Consider the following 14,746-nt stretch of genomic DNA (forward strand, 5'->3'; position numbering starts at 1 on the left):
TCGGAAGAGATATCAGAGCGCGGTCGCGAGGGCTGGCCGCCGGCGATGCGCAGCGCCTTCAGGAAACGCTCGGCGACGGGATAGGCCTCGCCGCACGCCAGCCGCCGCGCGCGCGGCGCAGAGTCGAGGCACTGGATCGAAACCACATAGGCAATGCCGAACCGCGTGAAGGCGTAACGCACATAGCCTTCCCGGATGAAGCGGCGCAGGTCGGGGAATTGCGCTGCCAGCGCCTTGACCGGCTCGCCCTTGCCGCCGCGGGGATCGCGGAGGTCGTAGACGAGGATCGATCCTGATATCTGCACCTCGACCGGCCGGGCAAAGGTCCGCTGCGGCATGCCATCGCCCGCACCGGGTTGAAGCGAAAACACCGCGTCGTAGCCGGCGGGGCCGGCATGAAACAGGTCGACCGGACGAAAGCCGGCCTGATGGCGCGATACCGGAACACTGTCCGGCGCATCGCCCTGTCGCGCTTCGAGATAGCTTGCGGTGTCGAACGGCAACAACACCGGAACGGGACTGCGTCCGATCCCCGGAAAGATCGGCGATGTCGCCGCGTTCAGTTGCACCATCGCCGGCGTCGATCGGGGATCGGAGGCGGGCACCCGCCGCCGGCTGGAAAATGCGAAATCGGCGGCGATCTCCGGCCGGGTGCTGAATTCGGATCGAAGCTGATCGAGTGCCGCGCGCCATTCGACGCGCAGCGCGGCGATCGACGGGGTTTTGAATGCGTCGGCCGAAGCGGCGCTACCGCCGGCAGCAAGCGACAACAAGGCTGCCAGCCCGGAGGTGACCAAACGGACAGCTCTCGTAGTCAATGCATCGCCCCCCGGCGGCCCCGCGCGCTATGCCTAGTCCTTGGCGCGCTCGACGTAAGAACCGTCCTCGGTCATGACCACGATCCGCGTGCCCGCGCCGATATGGGGAGGCACCGCGGTGCGGACACCGTTGGAAAGGATGGCGGGCTTGTAGGACGACGATGCGGTCTGCCCCTTGGTGACCGGTTCGGTCTCCACGACTTCCAGCGTCGCGCGCTGCGGCATCTGAATGGCGACCGGAATCATGTCGTGAAGCGAAAGCTTCACCGTCATGTTCTCCTGCAGATAGGGCGCGGCCGAGCCAACGATGTCCTTGGGCACCTGGACCTGATCATAGGTCTCGGCGTTCATGAAATGGAAGCCGTCGGCGTCCTGATAGAGGTAGTTGAAGTTGTGATCCTCGATGGTGGCCTTCTCGACCTGGTCGGTGGTCTTGTAGCGCTCCGAGATCTTTACCCCGTCGCCGATTCGGCGCATTTCGATCTGGCTGACCGGCGTTCCCTTGCCGGGGTGGATGTTCTCGGCGGTCAGAACCACGTAAAGCTTGCCGTCTTGCTCGATGACGTTGCCCTTGCGAATAGAACTGGCGATGATTTTCAAAGCTGTTTTTCCTGAATTTCTGGCCCGGGACCGATCCGGACAGGCATGTCCCGCGGCCGTGGAGGCGGTTTCGGGCTGCAACATACTGAATTTGTCCGTCGATGCCAGCACTTTACAGGCGGATGGGACGACAGGGTAATGGCCGAAAGCGACCCCATTTTACCGTGGTGGATGCCGGCACGGCACGCCGATCGCAAGCCGTTCCTGATGGCGCGGGCCGCGATCACGCGGGCGGTCCGCGCCTGGTTCGACGAGCAGGGTTTTGCCGAAGTCGAGACCGGGATCTTGCAGGTTTCGCCGGGCAACGAGACGCATTTGCACGCTCCCCGCACCGAATTGACCGGCGCCGATGGCACGCGCGTGACGCGCTATTTGCGGACTTCGCCGGAGTTCGCGGCCAAGAAACTGCTCGCCGCGGGTGAAGCAAAAATCTTCGAGTTCGCGCGGGTGTTTCGCGACCGCGAGCGCGGCGATCTGCATTTGCCCGAATTCACCCTGCTGGAATGGTATCGCGCCAACGCCAGCTATGACGCCGTGATGGCCGACAGCGTCGTCGTCATCGCGCATGCGGCGCAGGCGACCGGAATCGGGCGATTTTGCTTTCGCGGGCGGAACGCCGATCCCTTCGCCGAGCCGGAGCTGTTGACGGTAGCGGCCGCCTTCGAGCGCTTTTCCGGCATCGATCTGCTGGCGACGATCGCGGACGGCAAGGGGGATCGGGCGGCACTGGCGGCGGCGGCGAGGGACCGGATTCGGGTCGCGGACGATGACACCTGGTCGGACATCTTCAGCAAGCTCCTGGCCGGGCATGTCGAGCCGAATTTGGGGCAGGGACGGCTGACGGTGCTGTTCGAATATCCGGTGCTGGAAGCGGCCTTGGCGCGTGCAAAGTTGTCCGACCCGCGCGTGGCCGAACGCTTCGAGGTCTATGCCTGCGGCGTCGAGCTTGCCAACGGATTCGGCGAGTTGACGGATGCGGCCGAGCAGCGCCATCGTTTCGCCGAGGCGATGAACGAAAAGCAGCGCCGCTATGGCGAGCGCTATCCGCTGGATGAGGAATTTCTCGCAGCAATGGCCAAGATGCCTGACGCAAGCGGGGTCGCGCTCGGCTTCGACCGGCTGGTGATGCTGGCAAGCGGCGCGTCAAGAATAGATCAGGTGGTATGGACGCCGCCCTCGGATGAGACATGAACAGGATCGTACCGAAACTTGACGCGACCTTGCGGCAGCCGGCCGAACTGGTTGCGCAGGGCCTTGCTCCCGCCGCCGGTCTCATCGATCTGGAACAGGTGGCTGCGCGCTATGCGGTCGCGGTGACGGCCGATCTCGCCGCGCTGATCGACCGCGGCGATCCCGACGATCCGATCGCGCGGCAGTTCATTCCGAGCGCCGATGAGCTGGTCGGCCAGCCCGGCGAGAACGCCGATCCGATCGGCGACGACGCGCATTCGCCGGTCGCCGGCATCGTGCATCGCTATCCCGACCGGGTGCTGTTCAAGCTCGTCCATGTCTGCGCGGTATATTGCCGGTTTTGCTTTCGCCGCGAAACGGTCGGGCCGGGCAAGCCGAACGCGCTCTCCGACGCCGCCTATGCAACGGCGCTCGACTATATCCGCGCGCACCGGGACATCTGGGAAGTCATTTTGACCGGCGGCGATCCGCTGATGCTGTCGCCGCGCCGGCTTGCCGGGATCATGGCGGATCTCGCCGCGATCGATCACGTCAGGATCATCCGCATCCACACCCGCGTGCCCATTGCCGACGCCGCGCGCATCAGCCCCGGGATGATCGCAGCGCTCCGGGTGGAGGGGGCAACGACCTGGATCGCCGTTCATGCCAACCATCCGCGCGAACTGACGGATAAGGCCCGCGCCGCCTGCGCCCGCATGGCCGATGCCGGCATCCCCCTGGTGAGCCAGTCGGTGCTGCTCGCCGGCGTCAATGACGATGCCGCGACCCTGGAAGCGCTGATGCGGGCGTTCGTCGAATGCCGGATCAAGCCGTATTACCTGCATCACGGCGACCTCGCGCCGGGAACCGGGCATCTGCGCACCACCATCGCGCACGGACAGGATCTGATGCGGGCGCTGCGGGGCCGGGTATCCGGGCTGTGCCAGCCGGAATACGTGCTCGACATTCCCGGCGGTCACGGCAAGGCGCCGATCGGTCCGGATTATTTGTCGCGAAACAATTCCCGGGAACATGAACTCCCCCCGGAAACGCGATATCGTATCGTCGATTATTGCGGCGGGGTTCATCTCTATCCGCCAAAACCATGATCGACCGATGGCCGGGAAAGAGGAGGGAAATCGAGAGCCGCCGGAAGACCAGGGCAACCGCAACGTCGAAAACGCCGTGATGCTCGGTGTCTTTGCGCTACTGGTGGTGGCGGGAATCTGGTTGCTTGGCACCATGGCCGATCTGCGGAAGGTTCAGGACTGCGCCGCCCAGGGGCGCCGCAATTGCGCGGTCATCGACGTTCCAGAACGGGCGCGATAAACAGACAACGGGAAGGAAGAACCATGATGCGGAAAACGGTCTGGTCGATGGCACTGCTGGTTCTGATCGGCAGCCCTGCCGCGCTGGCGCAGGGCGGATCATCGACGGTTGCGAAAAATCCGGACCGGCCGGCAACCCAGGCGCCGGTCGGTCATCGCCAGCCGCGCGCAAGCGATGTGCCCAACGAGAAAAGCCTGAGCATTCGGAGCGACCCGATCAACCGGGAAGACATAGCGCTCGACCGCAAGATCAAGAGCATCTGCCGGGGCTGCTAGGGAGCGCTCGCATAATCGGGAGCAGGGCGCGAAACGACACGCCCGGATCACGATTGACCGGCCTGATCGCCTATAGCGTGATGATTTTAGGATTGGTCGCCATGCTGCGTCGGCCAAATTTCCGAATGCGGTTGCCGGACGCCATGACAAAGCGCTGGCGGCGCTTGGCGTGTGTTGGCGCGGCAGGCGTCATGATCAGGATATCGCTTGCAGCAGCGTTGACGTTTTGCACCGGCACAATGGCGACTGCCGCCGCTGATCTATACCGGGCGCAGGCAATCGTCACGGGCCAGGGCGAGGCAAACCGCATCATCGGCTTCGCCGCTTGTTTGGAGGATGTTCTCATCAAGGTATCCGGCGCGCAGAAGCTTGGGGGCGATCGTCGATTGGCAACCTACAAATCCAATGCGAGAGATTTCGTCAGGGCATTTAGCTATCACGACCAAATGTCCGGCACTCCGACTCGCGACGAGCAGGGCACCCGCGATCGTCCATACGATCTGATTGTCGACTTTGATGAAAAGAAAATCGACGCCATTCTCAAGGCACTTGGCCTCAAGCCTTGGCTCTCGCACCGACCGGTCCTTGGAGTCTTTGTCGAGATGCAACAAGGCCCAAGAAAGTACATCGTCACGGCTGATTCAGACCAGTCCGCAATACAACGCGAATCGCTGCTTGCGGCAGCCGCCAAACGGGGGATGACCATTGTGCTCCCCGGCGTTGCAGCATTGGCGAAATCGGGCATCAATGGTGCGGAGCTCGGCTCGATGTCGTCCTCGACATTGGCTTCGGTCGCGGCCGAGCAGGGCGGGGAAATCGCTTTGGTCGGGCGGTTGGTTTGGATCGATCGGGAGCTCGGATGGGCCACGCAGTGGCAGATGGACCGGCAGGGCCGGTCGCATCGATGGCAGGTTCGCCGAATAACGTTTGATGAAGCCTTCCGGCGCGGCATCGGCGGCGCCGCTGAAGTCCTGTCCCAACAACGGTGATCCGGGATAGCCAGGAATCCGCTGCCGCACGCCCGCGCGGGCGAGTTCGGCCGCGGCGAATGGTCCACAGTTCAGGATTTGCGCGCGGCAAGCGCCATGCCGATCAACGTCGCGCCGCCGAACAACAGATTGATGCCGACCAGCAATCCGATCGCCCATTCCGCCGATCCCGGCAGTCCCGCGATGATGAGAAACGCGATGACGATATCCATCAATCCGGCGACCAGGAGCCACGACCAGCGTCCGGACAATTCGCGCCGGTGCTCCAGCGCGTACATGATGGTGGCGACGCCCTCGGCGAGGAAGAAAGCGCCGACGACGATCGTCAGCGTCAGCACGCCCTGCATGGGTCTTGCCAGCAGGACCAGGCCGGCGAGGACCGCCAGCGCGGCCGAGATCAGCGACCACCAGAAGCCCGGCATCTGCCGCGCCCAGAACGTGACGATCAGTCCGCCGATGCCGCTGATCAGGAACATCCAGCCGAGGAAGATGGTGACGGCGAGACTGGCCAAAGGCGGCACGATCATCGCCGCCAATCCGAGCAGGGCGAGCAGGATGCCTTCGAACAGGAACGCCTTCCAATGCGCGCGCACCGCGGCGCTCATTTCAGATTGCAATTTGCTGATGTCGTTGGGAAGGGTCATGGAGTTCTCCCGGTGCGCCATTTTGGCGTTTTCGAGCGAAACCGGTTCGCGTGAAGAAAACGCGTCGGATCAAACGACAGCCTACCCCGGTCCGGGTACGGACGAAAAGCCCTCCGACATCGTCCGCATCCGGTTGCGGCCGAATATATACACCGCCGTGGTCGCCAACAGCAGCGCGAAGCCGATCAGGATCGACGTCAGGCCGATCGGGATCAGAACCAGCGACGCATTATGTTCCGGATTGATGAACCAATGGTGGATCGAGGTCAGCAGGAACGCCACGCCGGCAAAGCCGGCGCCGCCGCCCGCGACCAAAAGCGCCCACATCCGCCGCAATTGGCTGAGCCGCTCGCGTGCGAGCTCGGTGCGTGGCGCGTGATGCCGGCCGACCCGCCGCACCAGCCGCGCCGCAAATCCGATTCCGCTGAACCCGATCAGCACGCTGGCCGAGCCAAGGATCAGCCGGGTGTTGGGATCGAGGTCCGGGTTTCCCTGCAGCGAGAGCAATGGAAAGTCGAACCCGGCGTGCAGTGCGATCGGCGCGAACAACACCAGGGTCCAGTTCGAGATGCGCGCCCAGTCGCGATTGTGCCGGTGCGCGCCGAGCGCCGTGCCGGCCCGCGCGATCGCAATATAGGCGCCGGCGATGATGCCGAGGGCGCCGTGGAACGGCACGGTCAGAACGCTGCGCAATGCCGCCAGCGAGCGCCACATGTCGGCGTGCTGCACGAGGTAGGCGAGGTTTTCGTAGGCTGCGAATCCGAGCCCCGCGGCGGCACCGTAGACCACGGTGTCCATCGGATCGGCGAAGGTGCGACGCCGTGCCGACACGGCGACGATGACGAGAACCTTGACGATCTCTTCGGGTGCCGCGACCCCAAACACCGAGCGCAGCGCCTGTGTCATCCAGGGGTTGCCGGGAATAGCCAGCAGCGCCGCGAATGGCGCACGCGCAAGCCCCAGGAGCGAGATGCTGGCAGCCCCCAGCAGGAACGCGATCCAGACCCGGGCCGGCGGGCCCGGGCGCTCGCCGGCAGCGATCACGAGCCACAGCACCAGGAGCGCGGGGGCGATCGCGGCGGCGCCGATCACGGTCGGGAGGGACTCGAGCAACAGCATGAAAGGGAACGCTACTCCTCACTCTTACCGCAGCCGTCTGGAAAAATGCCCGCCATTTCAGTCAATTGCAACAAGAGGCGGGTCGGCCATTTTTCGCCGGCCGCCGCGGGCTTTCCTCAGCAGCCGCGGCAGATGCCGCGCAGCCTGGCATTGACCAAGGCTTCTTCGTCGCCGATCGAGTCGACATATTTGCCGCCCTCGACGGCCGCGGCCGGCGGCCGCTCGGCTACTACCGGTTTCGCCGTCGCTGCACCGGCTGCCGGCGCCGAAGCCGCCTTGTCGTAACAGGCGAGCCTCGCTGCGGGATCGGCGATCGACCGGCACCGGCCGGTCTGGGCGGTCGCGGTCTCGGACAGCGCGCAGATCGCAGCGATACCGGCAACAAATTTGGCAATCGGTCCCATTCCAACTCCATTTCCGGCCCATGGAACCGGCCGGCCATGCCGGCGTTTCCTGACACCGCCAGCAGCGGGCATAGCAGAGCGCCGCTTGGCCGTCCAAGAAAGCCGCATTAATTACCCAGCATCCAGCCCAAAATCCTTGATGAGATCGCCAGGCGGCAAGGCGCGCCGGCGTGATAGATTGACCAAAGCCAGACAGGAGGCATTGCCGGGTGTTTTTTCGCGGAGTGGAGACACACACGAGATCGTTTCTTAAAGCCGTGAGCTGGCGAACGCTGGGGACGCTCGACACATTTGCCATCAGCTGGTTCCTGACCGGCCGGGTCGAAATCGCAGGCTCGATTGCCGCGCTTGAGGTCGTGACCAAGATCGCCTGGTTTTACCTGCACGAGCGCATCTGGGCAGCCATTCACTGGGGACGGCACGGTTGAGCAGGCTTGCGGTCGTGCGGGAAGGCGCCGGAGTCCGAGGTTAGATCGGTTTGCGATAAACATCCTTGGTCGCGAGTCTTCCGTCCCTGAACGTGTAGCTTTCGATGCCGCGTTGCTCCCGCGATTCGCCGGTGGCGCGCAGCGTTTCGCTGACGCGGAACGTCATGAAGGTGATGTCGCCGGCATGATGATAGGCCACCGCGTGAAACCGTTGTGCCGAGAACAGCGCCTTCTGTTCGGCCAGATGCTCGCGAATGGCGGCAGGACCGGCCAGGGATTTCCTCACGACGAGACCGTCGTGGAAGCTCCAGAGAAAATCGGGTGTGACGAGCCCGTAGAGCGCGTCCATGTCGCCGTGGAACAGGGCGCGCGCAAAACCCTTGAGCAGCTCATCCCGTTCGGCTGGCGATGGAGCCATGATCGATCATGCCCCTGATTGCGACGGCGCTCCCAAAACGAAGCGCGGCGAGCGAGCATAACGCATTTCCAGCCACCGCCAACCGGCCGCAATTCCCACCGGCCCGCGGCTTCTATGGGGCGCTGCGGCCTGCTACCTTATCCGGACAAGCCCGGACGCCACGGTCCGGGCAGACGGGGTTTTGGGGGAGGTCGAGCATGATCGGGAATGGCAACGCCGTTTGGTTGCGTTCGCGCCGGCATCTGTTGGGCGGTTTGCTGGCATCCATGCTGGCGATCGCAGGGCCAGGCGTAACCCCGGCGGAAACCGTCGGGCAGCCCAGCCCGCGGGACGCCGGGTTTTCGCCGGCGGGTCTCGCCGCCATCAGCGACTACTTCCGCAACGAAATCGCCACCGGCAAAATCCCCGGCGCCATCGTCATGATTCAGCGGCGCGGAAAAGTCGCATATTTCGAGACGTTCGGCGTTCGCGATCCCGCAACCAAGGTGGCGATGACGCGGGATAGTATCTTTCGCATCTACTCGATGTCGAAGCCGATCACGAGTGTTGCGGCGATGATGCTGGTTCAGGAAGGCAAGCTCGCGCTCGATGAGCCGGTGGAAAAATACATCCCCGCCTTCAAGGACGGGAAGGTTGGCGTTGAAAAGAAGGGCGAGGACGGTCAACTCGGTCTCGAACTTGTCCCCGCTCGCCGCGCCATGACCATTCAGGATCTGCTGCGGCATACGTCCGGACTGACGTACGGCTTCTTTGGCACCGGCCTCGTCAAGAAGGCCTATCTCGACGCCAATCTATACGCCGGAGATTTCGATAACGCCGAGTTCGCCGAACGTATCGCAAGGATGCCGCTGGTCTATCAGCCCGGATCGACATGGGACTACAGCAATTCAACCGACATTCTCGGCCGCGTGATCGAAGTCATATCCGGGAAATCGCTGCTGCAATTCGAGAAGGAACGAATTCTCGATCCGCTCGGCATGACTTCGACCAGTTTCTATGTTGCCGACCCGGCAAGGCAGGCGCTCGTTGCCGAACCCTTGCCGACCGATCGCACCATTGGGCCAGGCTCGGTCCTCAACGACCCGAGGATTGCACGGAAATGGGAGTCCGGCGGTGGCGGCATGGTATCGACGATCGATGACTACGCCCGATTCATGCAGATGATGCTCAACGGCGGCGAGCTGGACGGCAGGCGATATCTCAGTCCAAAGACGGTCGCCTATATGGGCTCAAATCATATCGGTCCTTCGGCGGGCGTGGTGCCCGGACCGTACTATCTTCCCGGGCCGGGCTTTGGCTTCGGCCTCGGGTTCGCCGTACGTACCGAAGCAGGCATAAGTCCGGTGCAAGGCTCCGTCGGCGAGATGAACTGGGGCGGCGCGGGCGGGACGGCCTTCTGGCTCGATCCAAAGGAGGAAATGTTCGTGATCATGATGGTTCAGGCACCGTCGCAAAGGACGCGGCTTCGGGCGGCGCTCAAGAACATGGTCTACGGCGCATTCGACAGATAGCGTTACGTCCGGTCAGGCGGATCGCCCGCGAAGAGCAATGGCGCTCCCTCTGGAGCACCCGCTCATTGCGCCAACAGATGCCGGCAGGCTTCGACAAAGACCTGCGCACCGGTGACGATGTCGTCATCTTCGGTGTTTTCAGTCCAATGATGACTGATGCCGCCGATCGAGGGCACGAACAGCATGCCCACGGGCATGATCGTGGCGAGAATTTGCGCGTCATGGCCGGCGCCGCTGGGCATGCGGACCGACCTGCCGCCGGCAAAGGCTGAACTCGCAGCCTCGATCGCTTGCTGAATAGCGCCATCCATCAAGGCGGGGGCGCCGGTGCGAAGACGCTCCACGGTAACGCTGCAGCGGCCTTGCGCGGTGACCTCGGCTGCCATGCTCCGCAGCAGGTTCTCCAGGCGGTCGATCACGGCGGGGTCATCGTCGCGAACCTGGAAAAGCATTTCCGCGCGGCCCGGGATGATGCTTGGCGCGCCGGGATCGAGGGTGATGCGGCCGGTGGTCCATACCGTGCGCGGACCGCACAGGGCAGGGAAGCGATCGTCGATCGCCACGCAAAACCTGGCCAGCGCCAGGCCGGCATCCCTGCGGACGGCCATGCGGGTCGTGCCCGCGTGATTTTGCTCGCCGGAGAAGCTGATCCGGTATTGCCAGATTCCGACGATCGAGGTGACGACGCCGATTCCGAGACCGCTGCTTTCGAGCGTCTCGCCTTGCTCGATATGGGCTTCGAGGTATCCGACATGCCGCCCGGGTTCGGCCTTCGCGCGGGCCCGGCCGGCAAGACCCACATCGCTCAGGGCATCCCGCATGGCGCGGCCGCTGGTGCGGTCGCGTGCGGCGTCGATCTCCGCCTCGGCTACCACGCCAACGTAAGACCTGCTGCCCAGGAAATGGCCGAAATGTCCTTCCTCATCGCACCATGCCGCGACTTCGACGGCGCCGTTGATGGTCGGATCGGGATTGATGATTCGGGCGGCTTCGAGCGCATAGACGACGCCAAGCGGCCCATCGAGCCAGCCCGCAAAATTCTGGCTTTCGAGATGCGATCCGGCCAACAGTTTCGGCCCGGGTTTCGAACTGGTGCCGAGCACGTTGCCGATGCCGTCGATATCAGCGGTGAGCCCCGCCTCGGGAAGCCGCTCGGCAAGCCACGCCAGCGACCGCATATGCGGCGCCGAAAAGGTCGGCTTGTGAACGCCGGCGTTGTGGGCGCCGATGCCGCGGAGCGTATTGAGATCGGCAAGGACCCGTGAACCATCGACGAGCGAGCGATTGTCAGGCATGGACCGCAACCTTCAAGACCCCGGCACCGATCGCTTCGACGCGCAGCCTTTCAAGCAGTGGATTGGGCGCTCCCTGACCAAGGGCGAGAACCGGGCGACATCGATGGGCTTGCCGGTTTGAACGCCAACTTTGGCACACCGACATTAATAGACTATCTTTACGCTCGGCAAACATCAACCGAGCCGATGGCGGGAGCAAACACGACGCTTGCCGTTCAGACGCGCGGCGGAAGCAGCTCAACTGGAACTGCTGCGCGGCACCTTCCTGGCAATGCGAGGCAAGACAGATGGGCACGCCACCGATACTCGACCACAAAGATGCGTCCTCGTCATCGGTGTTCACACCTTCCGCCTTGCTGCGGGAGGCGCGGCGTCAAAAGAACCTCGCAACCGTTCAAGTGCCGCCCGTCTGTCTGCTGGATCCCGACGGCGATATGGTGCGGATCCTGCGCGCAAGCGGAAGAGCGCGGCCATTTGCCGGTTGGCCGTGCTATCATACCGAGATGGATACGTTCCTGCTTGCGGGCCGAGAGGTGGGGATCATCGGACGTGTCGTGGGCGCTCCGTTCGCCGTGCTGATCGCGGAGGAGTTGCGCGCGAGCGGATGTAAATTATTGGTCAGTCTGACCTCGGCTGGCCAGATCGTCCCCGCGGGACGCCCTCCCTATTTCGTCATCATCGACCGCGCGCTGCGCGATGAGGGGACGAGTTATCACTACGCGCCGCCTTCCGAATTTGCCGAGGCCGACCCACAACTCGTTGGCGTGGCGGCGGGCGCGATGTCGGGCAAGAAACTGCGCGCGGTCGTTGGCGCAAGCTGGACCACCGACGCGCCATTTCGCGAGACCGCCGAAGCGATCGAGGCCGCGCGGGGGAAGGGCGTTCTCGCCGTCGAGATGGAGGCCGCGGCACTCTACACCTTCGCTCGGACGACCGGCCTGCGACTGCTCTGCGTAGCGCATGTCACCAACACGATGGGACAAACAGATGAGGACTTCGAGAAGGGCGAAGCCGACGGCACGACGGAGGCCCTCGCAGTGCTCGCGACAATCGTCGAGGCGCTCACCGCCCACAAGGACTACGACAAGATCGAAGTGAAGGAGGTACGGCATGGCGGGTGAGGTAAAGCCGATCCGGACGAAGAAGGAGCATGAGTCCGCGCTCAAGGAAGTTGAGCGCCTTTGGGGCGCGACGTCCGGAACGCGCGATGGCGACCGACTGGATGTGCTCGCAACGCTCATCGATGCCTATGAAGCTGAGCACTATCCGATGGACCCGCCTGACCCCATCGAGGCGATCAAGTTCCGCATGGAGCAGCAAGGGCTCACCCGGAAGGACCTGGAGGAGATCATCGGTACGTGCACGCGGATCGCCGAGGTTCTGAACAGAAAACGGGGATTGTCGGTGGGGATGATCCGGCGTTTGCATGAGCGCCTCGGCATCTCGGCGGAAGTGCTGATCCGACCGAGCCGGAAGAGCGCGGCGTGAACAGCGCCGTCGGCGCCGCGCAACGCATTTTTGATAACGCGTCAGCCAACGCAAGACGCGCCGGAAATGCTTCGACAAGTCGAGCATTCCATTTCCACTGAAGGGGGATGGGCAAACCAGCCAAGAGCAGCGTCAAAACAGAACGTTTATGGAATCTTTGGCGCTCCCTAGCGGAATCGAACCGCTCTCTCCACCGTGAAAGGGTGGCGTCCTAACCGATAGACGAAGGGAGCAAAACAACCGGCAAATCAACGCGTTATGTGCATGATCTACCGTGCTGGTCGCGGCTGTGACGTCGGATCAAGGCGGCGACGGGCGAACGTATAGTGGCGAACGCACGGCCGGGCAAGCCGCCAGAAAGGCGCGTTTTCCGGAAATTGGTCCGCCCGGTCGGGCTCTGGCGCCGGTCGGAAAACCGCCGTCACGCGAGGCGCGCAAATCGCTGCGCCAATCCGGATGGATCACGCTCGAAGGCGGCTTCGCGGCGCGGCGATTGTGCACGATATCGCTTCCGCGGGCGCGATCCCATCACGCTGCCGGCCAAACCGAGGCTGGCATTTTCGCGCGACGCCAGGACCGAAGCTGCGAAGTGGTCTGGCGCCGCGGCAAGTCGGCCGGCATCAGGTTCGTGGGCTGGCGCCGGCGGAGGCCGTACGGTAAAAGGCGGCATGCGAAAGACCGTCCTTGCCATCATTGCCGCCGCGCTGCCCGCGTTCGCCGCGACGGCGGGGCAGCCCGGCCATCAGAAGCCCGCTGCGCCGGCGACATCAGGCAAGCTGCTCCCGCTCAAGGGAGCAACATCGGCCAATCCATGCGCGGCCCATGGCGCCGGTTTCGTCAAGGTCGAAGGGACCGAAACTTGCGTGAGGATCGGCGGCGCCGTCAGCGTCGACGCCGGTGGTTCCCGCGGATTGCGCTGACCAAGCGGCATTTTACGACATTGGCGGCGCGATGAACTGGGCAAATCCCGGCCGGCTCGCAAATTGCGCGAACCAGCGCTCAAGGTTCGGCAATTGCGGCTTGGTAACACCCTCGACGCCGAACCAGCGCCGCGCAAAGGCGCCGAGCGCAATATCGGCGATCGTGAATTGATCGCCTTCGATGAAGCGCCGCGTCGCGAGCTGCGCATCGACGATCCGCCACTGCACGGCCTCGGCGTCGGCGTCCTTCTGGATCGCGACCATGTCGCGCTGTTCGGGCGGCGTCCGCACCAGCGCCCAGAATACCGGCCGGTCGACCGGCTGCAGGGTCGACAGCGTCCAGTCCAGCCATCGATCGACCGCGGCACGCGCCTTCGGCGATGGCGGATAGATCGGCGACCCCTGCCCGTAGGCGAGGCAGAGATAGCGCATCACCGAATTGGATTCCCACAGCACGAAATCGCCGTCCACCAGCGTCGGGATGCGCCCGTTTGGATTCATCGCGAGATAGGCGGCCTCGTTGTTCTTGCCGAACTGCATGCCGGCATCGATGCGCTGATAGGTGAGATCGAGTTCGCGCAGGCACCACAGTACTTTTTGCACATTGACCGAATTGGCCCGGCCCCAGATCGTGAGTGGTCCCTGCTTGTCGTCCGCCATGCGCGCGCGCTCCTGATGATCTGCTGGCTGCCATTCATGCCGAATATGGGCGCATGGCCGGTTTTCCGCGCGCGGAAACCGGAATTGTCGCGCGCCGCTCGGATAACGGGGCGTGCACGAAAAATTGGTGCAGGGCTTACCAGTGGCCGGTGTTCGGCATCGAGCTCCACGGCTCCGCCGGCGGCCTGGCATCGCCCTTCTGCAGCAGTTCGATCGAATGCAGGTCCGGCGAGCGCACGAACGCCATCATTCCGTCGCGCGGCGGGCGGTTGATGGTGACGTCGAGCTTCATCAGGCGATCGCAGGTGGCGTAGATGTCGTCGACCTCATAGGCGAGGTGGCCGAAATAGCGGTCCTCGCCGTATTTCTCCTCGTCCCAATTGTAGGTCAGCTCGACCAGCGGCGCGCCGCGATTGGTGGGGGACTTCTTGAACAGGCCTTCGTCTTCGGCGGCGCACAGGAACACCAGCGTGAACCGGCCCTTGTCGTTATCGACCCGGCGCACTTCCTTCAGCCCCAGCGCGTCCCGGTAGAATTTCAGCGCGGCATCGAGATTGCGCACGCGCAGCATGGTGTGGAGATAACGCATGTTTCCTGGCTCCCTTGGGAATTTCTGGAGGCGGTTTGGCCGGGGTGGTTCGCCGGACTGGATAGCAGCAAAAGGCCCGCAGGGGCAGG

General features: G+C 63.8%; 19 protein-coding genes, 1 tRNA gene and 1 pseudogene. 11 read left to right on the plus strand and 10 right to left on the minus strand.

All coding sequences use genetic code 11. The features are described 5' to 3' along the window. Both WCE35_RS04815 and efp read right to left on the minus strand, forming a co-directional pair. Nucleotides 1-818: pseudogene (locus WCE35_RS04815) on the minus strand (M23 family peptidase); the annotation flags it as partial. Between the two features lie 33 nt (nucleotides 819-851). Beyond that, entirely contained in the window at nucleotides 852-1,418 is a 567-nt protein-coding gene (efp, locus tag WCE35_RS04820) for an elongation factor P (protein WP_424592200.1), read from the minus strand. A gap of 138 nt (nucleotides 1,419-1,556) precedes the next feature. Between efp and epmA the strand changes: the two genes are divergently transcribed. The 5 genes from epmA to WCE35_RS04845 are packed head-to-tail and all read left to right on the plus strand — an operon-like array spanning nucleotide 1,557 to nucleotide 5,181. Beyond that, nucleotides 1,557-2,609 (plus strand): EF-P lysine aminoacylase EpmA, encoded by a 1,053-nt coding sequence (gene epmA / locus WCE35_RS04825; RefSeq protein ID WP_424592201.1) that lies wholly within the window; start codon nucleotides 1,557-1,559, stop codon nucleotides 2,607-2,609. Further along, nucleotides 2,606-3,697, plus strand: coding sequence for a lysine-2,3-aminomutase-like protein (locus WCE35_RS04830; protein ID WP_424592202.1), 1,092 nt, complete (start codon nucleotides 2,606-2,608; stop codon nucleotides 3,695-3,697). Before epmA ends, WCE35_RS04830 begins: the two co-directional genes overlap by 4 nt. 7 nt (nucleotides 3,698-3,704) lie before the next feature. Then, nucleotides 3,705-3,917: a hypothetical protein gene (locus WCE35_RS04835; RefSeq protein WP_424592203.1), complete on the plus strand. Its 213-nt coding sequence runs from the start codon at nucleotides 3,705-3,707 to the stop codon at nucleotides 3,915-3,917. A 23-nt stretch (nucleotides 3,918-3,940) separates the two neighbouring features. Next, the gene (locus WCE35_RS04840; RefSeq protein ID WP_424592204.1) at nucleotides 3,941-4,192 is read left to right on the plus strand and encodes a hypothetical protein; all 252 of its coding nucleotides are present in this window, start codon (nucleotides 3,941-3,943) and stop codon (nucleotides 4,190-4,192) included. Nucleotides 4,193-4,245: 53 nt separating this feature from the next. Continuing rightward, on the plus strand, nucleotides 4,246-5,181 hold the full coding sequence (locus tag WCE35_RS04845; protein WP_424592205.1) for a DUF2066 domain-containing protein: 936 nt from the start codon (nucleotides 4,246-4,248) through the stop codon (nucleotides 5,179-5,181). Between the two features lie 71 nt (nucleotides 5,182-5,252). Here the strand turns inward: WCE35_RS04845 and WCE35_RS04850 are convergent, their stop codons facing one another. From WCE35_RS04850 to WCE35_RS04860, 3 genes are all read right to left on the minus strand, one after another. Beyond that, nucleotides 5,253-5,825, minus strand: a complete 573-nt coding sequence (locus WCE35_RS04850) for an HdeD family acid-resistance protein (RefSeq protein ID WP_424592206.1) — start codon at nucleotides 5,823-5,825, stop codon at nucleotides 5,253-5,255. Between the two features lie 81 nt (nucleotides 5,826-5,906). Beyond that, entirely contained in the window at nucleotides 5,907-6,944 is a 1,038-nt protein-coding gene (locus tag WCE35_RS04855; protein ID WP_424592207.1) for a PrsW family glutamic-type intramembrane protease, read from the minus strand. Nucleotides 6,945-7,060: 116 nt separating this feature from the next. Beyond that, the gene (locus WCE35_RS04860; protein WP_424592208.1) at nucleotides 7,061-7,348 is read right to left on the minus strand and encodes a hypothetical protein; all 288 of its coding nucleotides are present in this window, start codon (nucleotides 7,346-7,348) and stop codon (nucleotides 7,061-7,063) included. 257 nt (nucleotides 7,349-7,605) lie between these two features. On the opposite strand from WCE35_RS04860, the gene WCE35_RS04865 reads away from it, so the two are divergent. Further along, nucleotides 7,606-7,776 (plus strand): DUF2061 domain-containing protein, encoded by a 171-nt coding sequence (locus WCE35_RS04865; protein ID WP_424592209.1) that lies wholly within the window; start codon nucleotides 7,606-7,608, stop codon nucleotides 7,774-7,776. A 40-nt stretch (nucleotides 7,777-7,816) separates the two neighbouring features. Here WCE35_RS04865 and WCE35_RS04870 read toward each other — a convergent pair whose 3' ends face one another. After that, the gene (locus WCE35_RS04870) at nucleotides 7,817-8,194 is read right to left on the minus strand and encodes a nuclear transport factor 2 family protein (protein WP_424592210.1); all 378 of its coding nucleotides are present in this window, start codon (nucleotides 8,192-8,194) and stop codon (nucleotides 7,817-7,819) included. Nucleotides 8,195-8,391: 197 nt separating this feature from the next. Here WCE35_RS04870 and WCE35_RS04875 point away from each other — a divergent pair, with 197 nt between their 5' ends. Then, entirely contained in the window at nucleotides 8,392-9,705 is a 1,314-nt protein-coding gene (locus tag WCE35_RS04875) for a serine hydrolase domain-containing protein (protein WP_424592211.1), read from the plus strand. Nucleotides 9,706-9,767: 62 nt separating this feature from the next. Here WCE35_RS04875 and WCE35_RS04880 read toward each other — a convergent pair whose 3' ends face one another. Continuing rightward, complete coding sequence (locus WCE35_RS04880; RefSeq protein ID WP_424592212.1) at nucleotides 9,768-11,000, minus strand: Zn-dependent hydrolase; 1,233 nt, start codon at nucleotides 10,998-11,000, stop codon at nucleotides 9,768-9,770. Here WCE35_RS04880 and WCE35_RS04885 point away from each other — a divergent pair. The 3 genes from WCE35_RS04885 (at nucleotide 10,999) to WCE35_RS04895 (ending at nucleotide 12,488) form a co-directional block, all read left to right on the plus strand. Next, nucleotides 10,999-11,121 carry a hypothetical protein gene (locus WCE35_RS04885; protein ID WP_424592213.1) on the plus strand — a complete coding sequence of 41 codons (123 nt, stop codon included), beginning with the start codon at nucleotides 10,999-11,001 and terminating at the stop codon, nucleotides 11,119-11,121. The genes WCE35_RS04880 and WCE35_RS04885 overlap by 2 nt on opposite strands. Before the next feature lie 166 nt (nucleotides 11,122-11,287). After that, the gene (locus WCE35_RS04890; RefSeq protein ID WP_424592214.1) at nucleotides 11,288-12,121 is read left to right on the plus strand and encodes a nucleoside phosphorylase; all 834 of its coding nucleotides are present in this window, start codon (nucleotides 11,288-11,290) and stop codon (nucleotides 12,119-12,121) included. After that, on the plus strand, nucleotides 12,111-12,488 hold the full coding sequence (locus tag WCE35_RS04895) for a helix-turn-helix domain-containing protein (protein WP_424592215.1): 378 nt from the start codon (nucleotides 12,111-12,113) through the stop codon (nucleotides 12,486-12,488). The genes WCE35_RS04890 and WCE35_RS04895 overlap by 11 nt, the downstream gene beginning before the upstream one ends. A gap of 158 nt (nucleotides 12,489-12,646) precedes the next feature. Here WCE35_RS04895 and WCE35_RS04900 read toward each other — a convergent pair. After that, nucleotides 12,647-12,721, minus strand: a tRNA-Glu gene (locus WCE35_RS04900). A 435-nt stretch (nucleotides 12,722-13,156) separates the two neighbouring features. Between WCE35_RS04900 and WCE35_RS04905 the strand changes: the two genes are divergently transcribed. Beyond that, nucleotides 13,157-13,408, plus strand: a complete 252-nt coding sequence (locus WCE35_RS04905) for a porin (RefSeq protein WP_424592216.1) — start codon at nucleotides 13,157-13,159, stop codon at nucleotides 13,406-13,408. A 12-nt stretch (nucleotides 13,409-13,420) separates the two neighbouring features. Here the strand turns inward: WCE35_RS04905 and WCE35_RS04910 are convergent, their stop codons facing one another. Both WCE35_RS04910 and WCE35_RS04915 read right to left on the minus strand, forming a co-directional pair. Beyond that, nucleotides 13,421-14,068, minus strand: a complete 648-nt coding sequence (locus WCE35_RS04910) for a glutathione S-transferase family protein (protein ID WP_424592217.1) — start codon at nucleotides 14,066-14,068, stop codon at nucleotides 13,421-13,423. A gap of 136 nt (nucleotides 14,069-14,204) precedes the next feature. After that, nucleotides 14,205-14,657, minus strand: a complete 453-nt coding sequence (locus tag WCE35_RS04915) for a VOC family protein (RefSeq protein WP_424592218.1) — start codon at nucleotides 14,655-14,657, stop codon at nucleotides 14,205-14,207. Nucleotides 14,658-14,746 lie beyond the last annotated feature (89 nt).

Origin of the sequence: Bradyrhizobium sp. (genome assembly GCF_049691595.1) — a bacterium.
GTDB lineage: Bacteria > Pseudomonadota > Alphaproteobacteria > Rhizobiales > Xanthobacteraceae > Bradyrhizobium.

What these genes read in the sequence shown, in the direction of transcription:
- WCE35_RS04915 (WP_424592218.1), bottom strand. Translation starts at nt 14,657, where the DNA reads ATGCGTTATCTCCACACCATGCTGCGCGTGCGCAATCTCGATGCCGCG.
- WCE35_RS04880 (WP_424592212.1), bottom strand. Translation starts at nt 11,000, where the DNA reads ATGCCTGACAATCGCTCGCTCGTCGATGGTTCACGGGTCCTTGCCGAT.
- WCE35_RS04870 (WP_424592210.1), bottom strand. Translation starts at nt 8,194, where the DNA reads ATGGCTCCATCGCCAGCCGAACGGGATGAGCTGCTCAAGGGTTTTGCG.
- WCE35_RS04885 (WP_424592213.1), top strand. Translation starts at nt 10,999, where the DNA reads ATGGACCGCAACCTTCAAGACCCCGGCACCGATCGCTTCGACGCGCAG.
- WCE35_RS04835 (WP_424592203.1), top strand. Translation starts at nt 3,705, where the DNA reads ATGGCCGGGAAAGAGGAGGGAAATCGAGAGCCGCCGGAAGACCAGGGC.
- WCE35_RS04850 (WP_424592206.1), bottom strand. Translation starts at nt 5,825, where the DNA reads ATGACCCTTCCCAACGACATCAGCAAATTGCAATCTGAAATGAGCGCC.
- WCE35_RS04905 (WP_424592216.1), top strand. Translation starts at nt 13,157, where the DNA reads ATGCGAAAGACCGTCCTTGCCATCATTGCCGCCGCGCTGCCCGCGTTC.
- WCE35_RS04855 (WP_424592207.1), bottom strand. Translation starts at nt 6,944, where the DNA reads ATGCTGTTGCTCGAGTCCCTCCCGACCGTGATCGGCGCCGCCGCGATC.
- WCE35_RS04840 (WP_424592204.1), top strand. Translation starts at nt 3,941, where the DNA reads ATGATGCGGAAAACGGTCTGGTCGATGGCACTGCTGGTTCTGATCGGC.
- WCE35_RS04895 (WP_424592215.1), top strand. Translation starts at nt 12,111, where the DNA reads ATGGCGGGTGAGGTAAAGCCGATCCGGACGAAGAAGGAGCATGAGTCC.
- epmA (WP_424592201.1), top strand. Translation starts at nt 1,557, where the DNA reads ATGGCCGAAAGCGACCCCATTTTACCGTGGTGGATGCCGGCACGGCAC.
- WCE35_RS04910 (WP_424592217.1), bottom strand. Translation starts at nt 14,068, where the DNA reads ATGGCGGACGACAAGCAGGGACCACTCACGATCTGGGGCCGGGCCAAT.
- WCE35_RS04890 (WP_424592214.1), top strand. Translation starts at nt 11,288, where the DNA reads ATGGGCACGCCACCGATACTCGACCACAAAGATGCGTCCTCGTCATCG.
- WCE35_RS04830 (WP_424592202.1), top strand. Translation starts at nt 2,606, where the DNA reads ATGAACAGGATCGTACCGAAACTTGACGCGACCTTGCGGCAGCCGGCC.
- WCE35_RS04860 (WP_424592208.1), bottom strand. Translation starts at nt 7,348, where the DNA reads ATGGGACCGATTGCCAAATTTGTTGCCGGTATCGCTGCGATCTGCGCG.
- WCE35_RS04875 (WP_424592211.1), top strand. Translation starts at nt 8,392, where the DNA reads ATGATCGGGAATGGCAACGCCGTTTGGTTGCGTTCGCGCCGGCATCTG.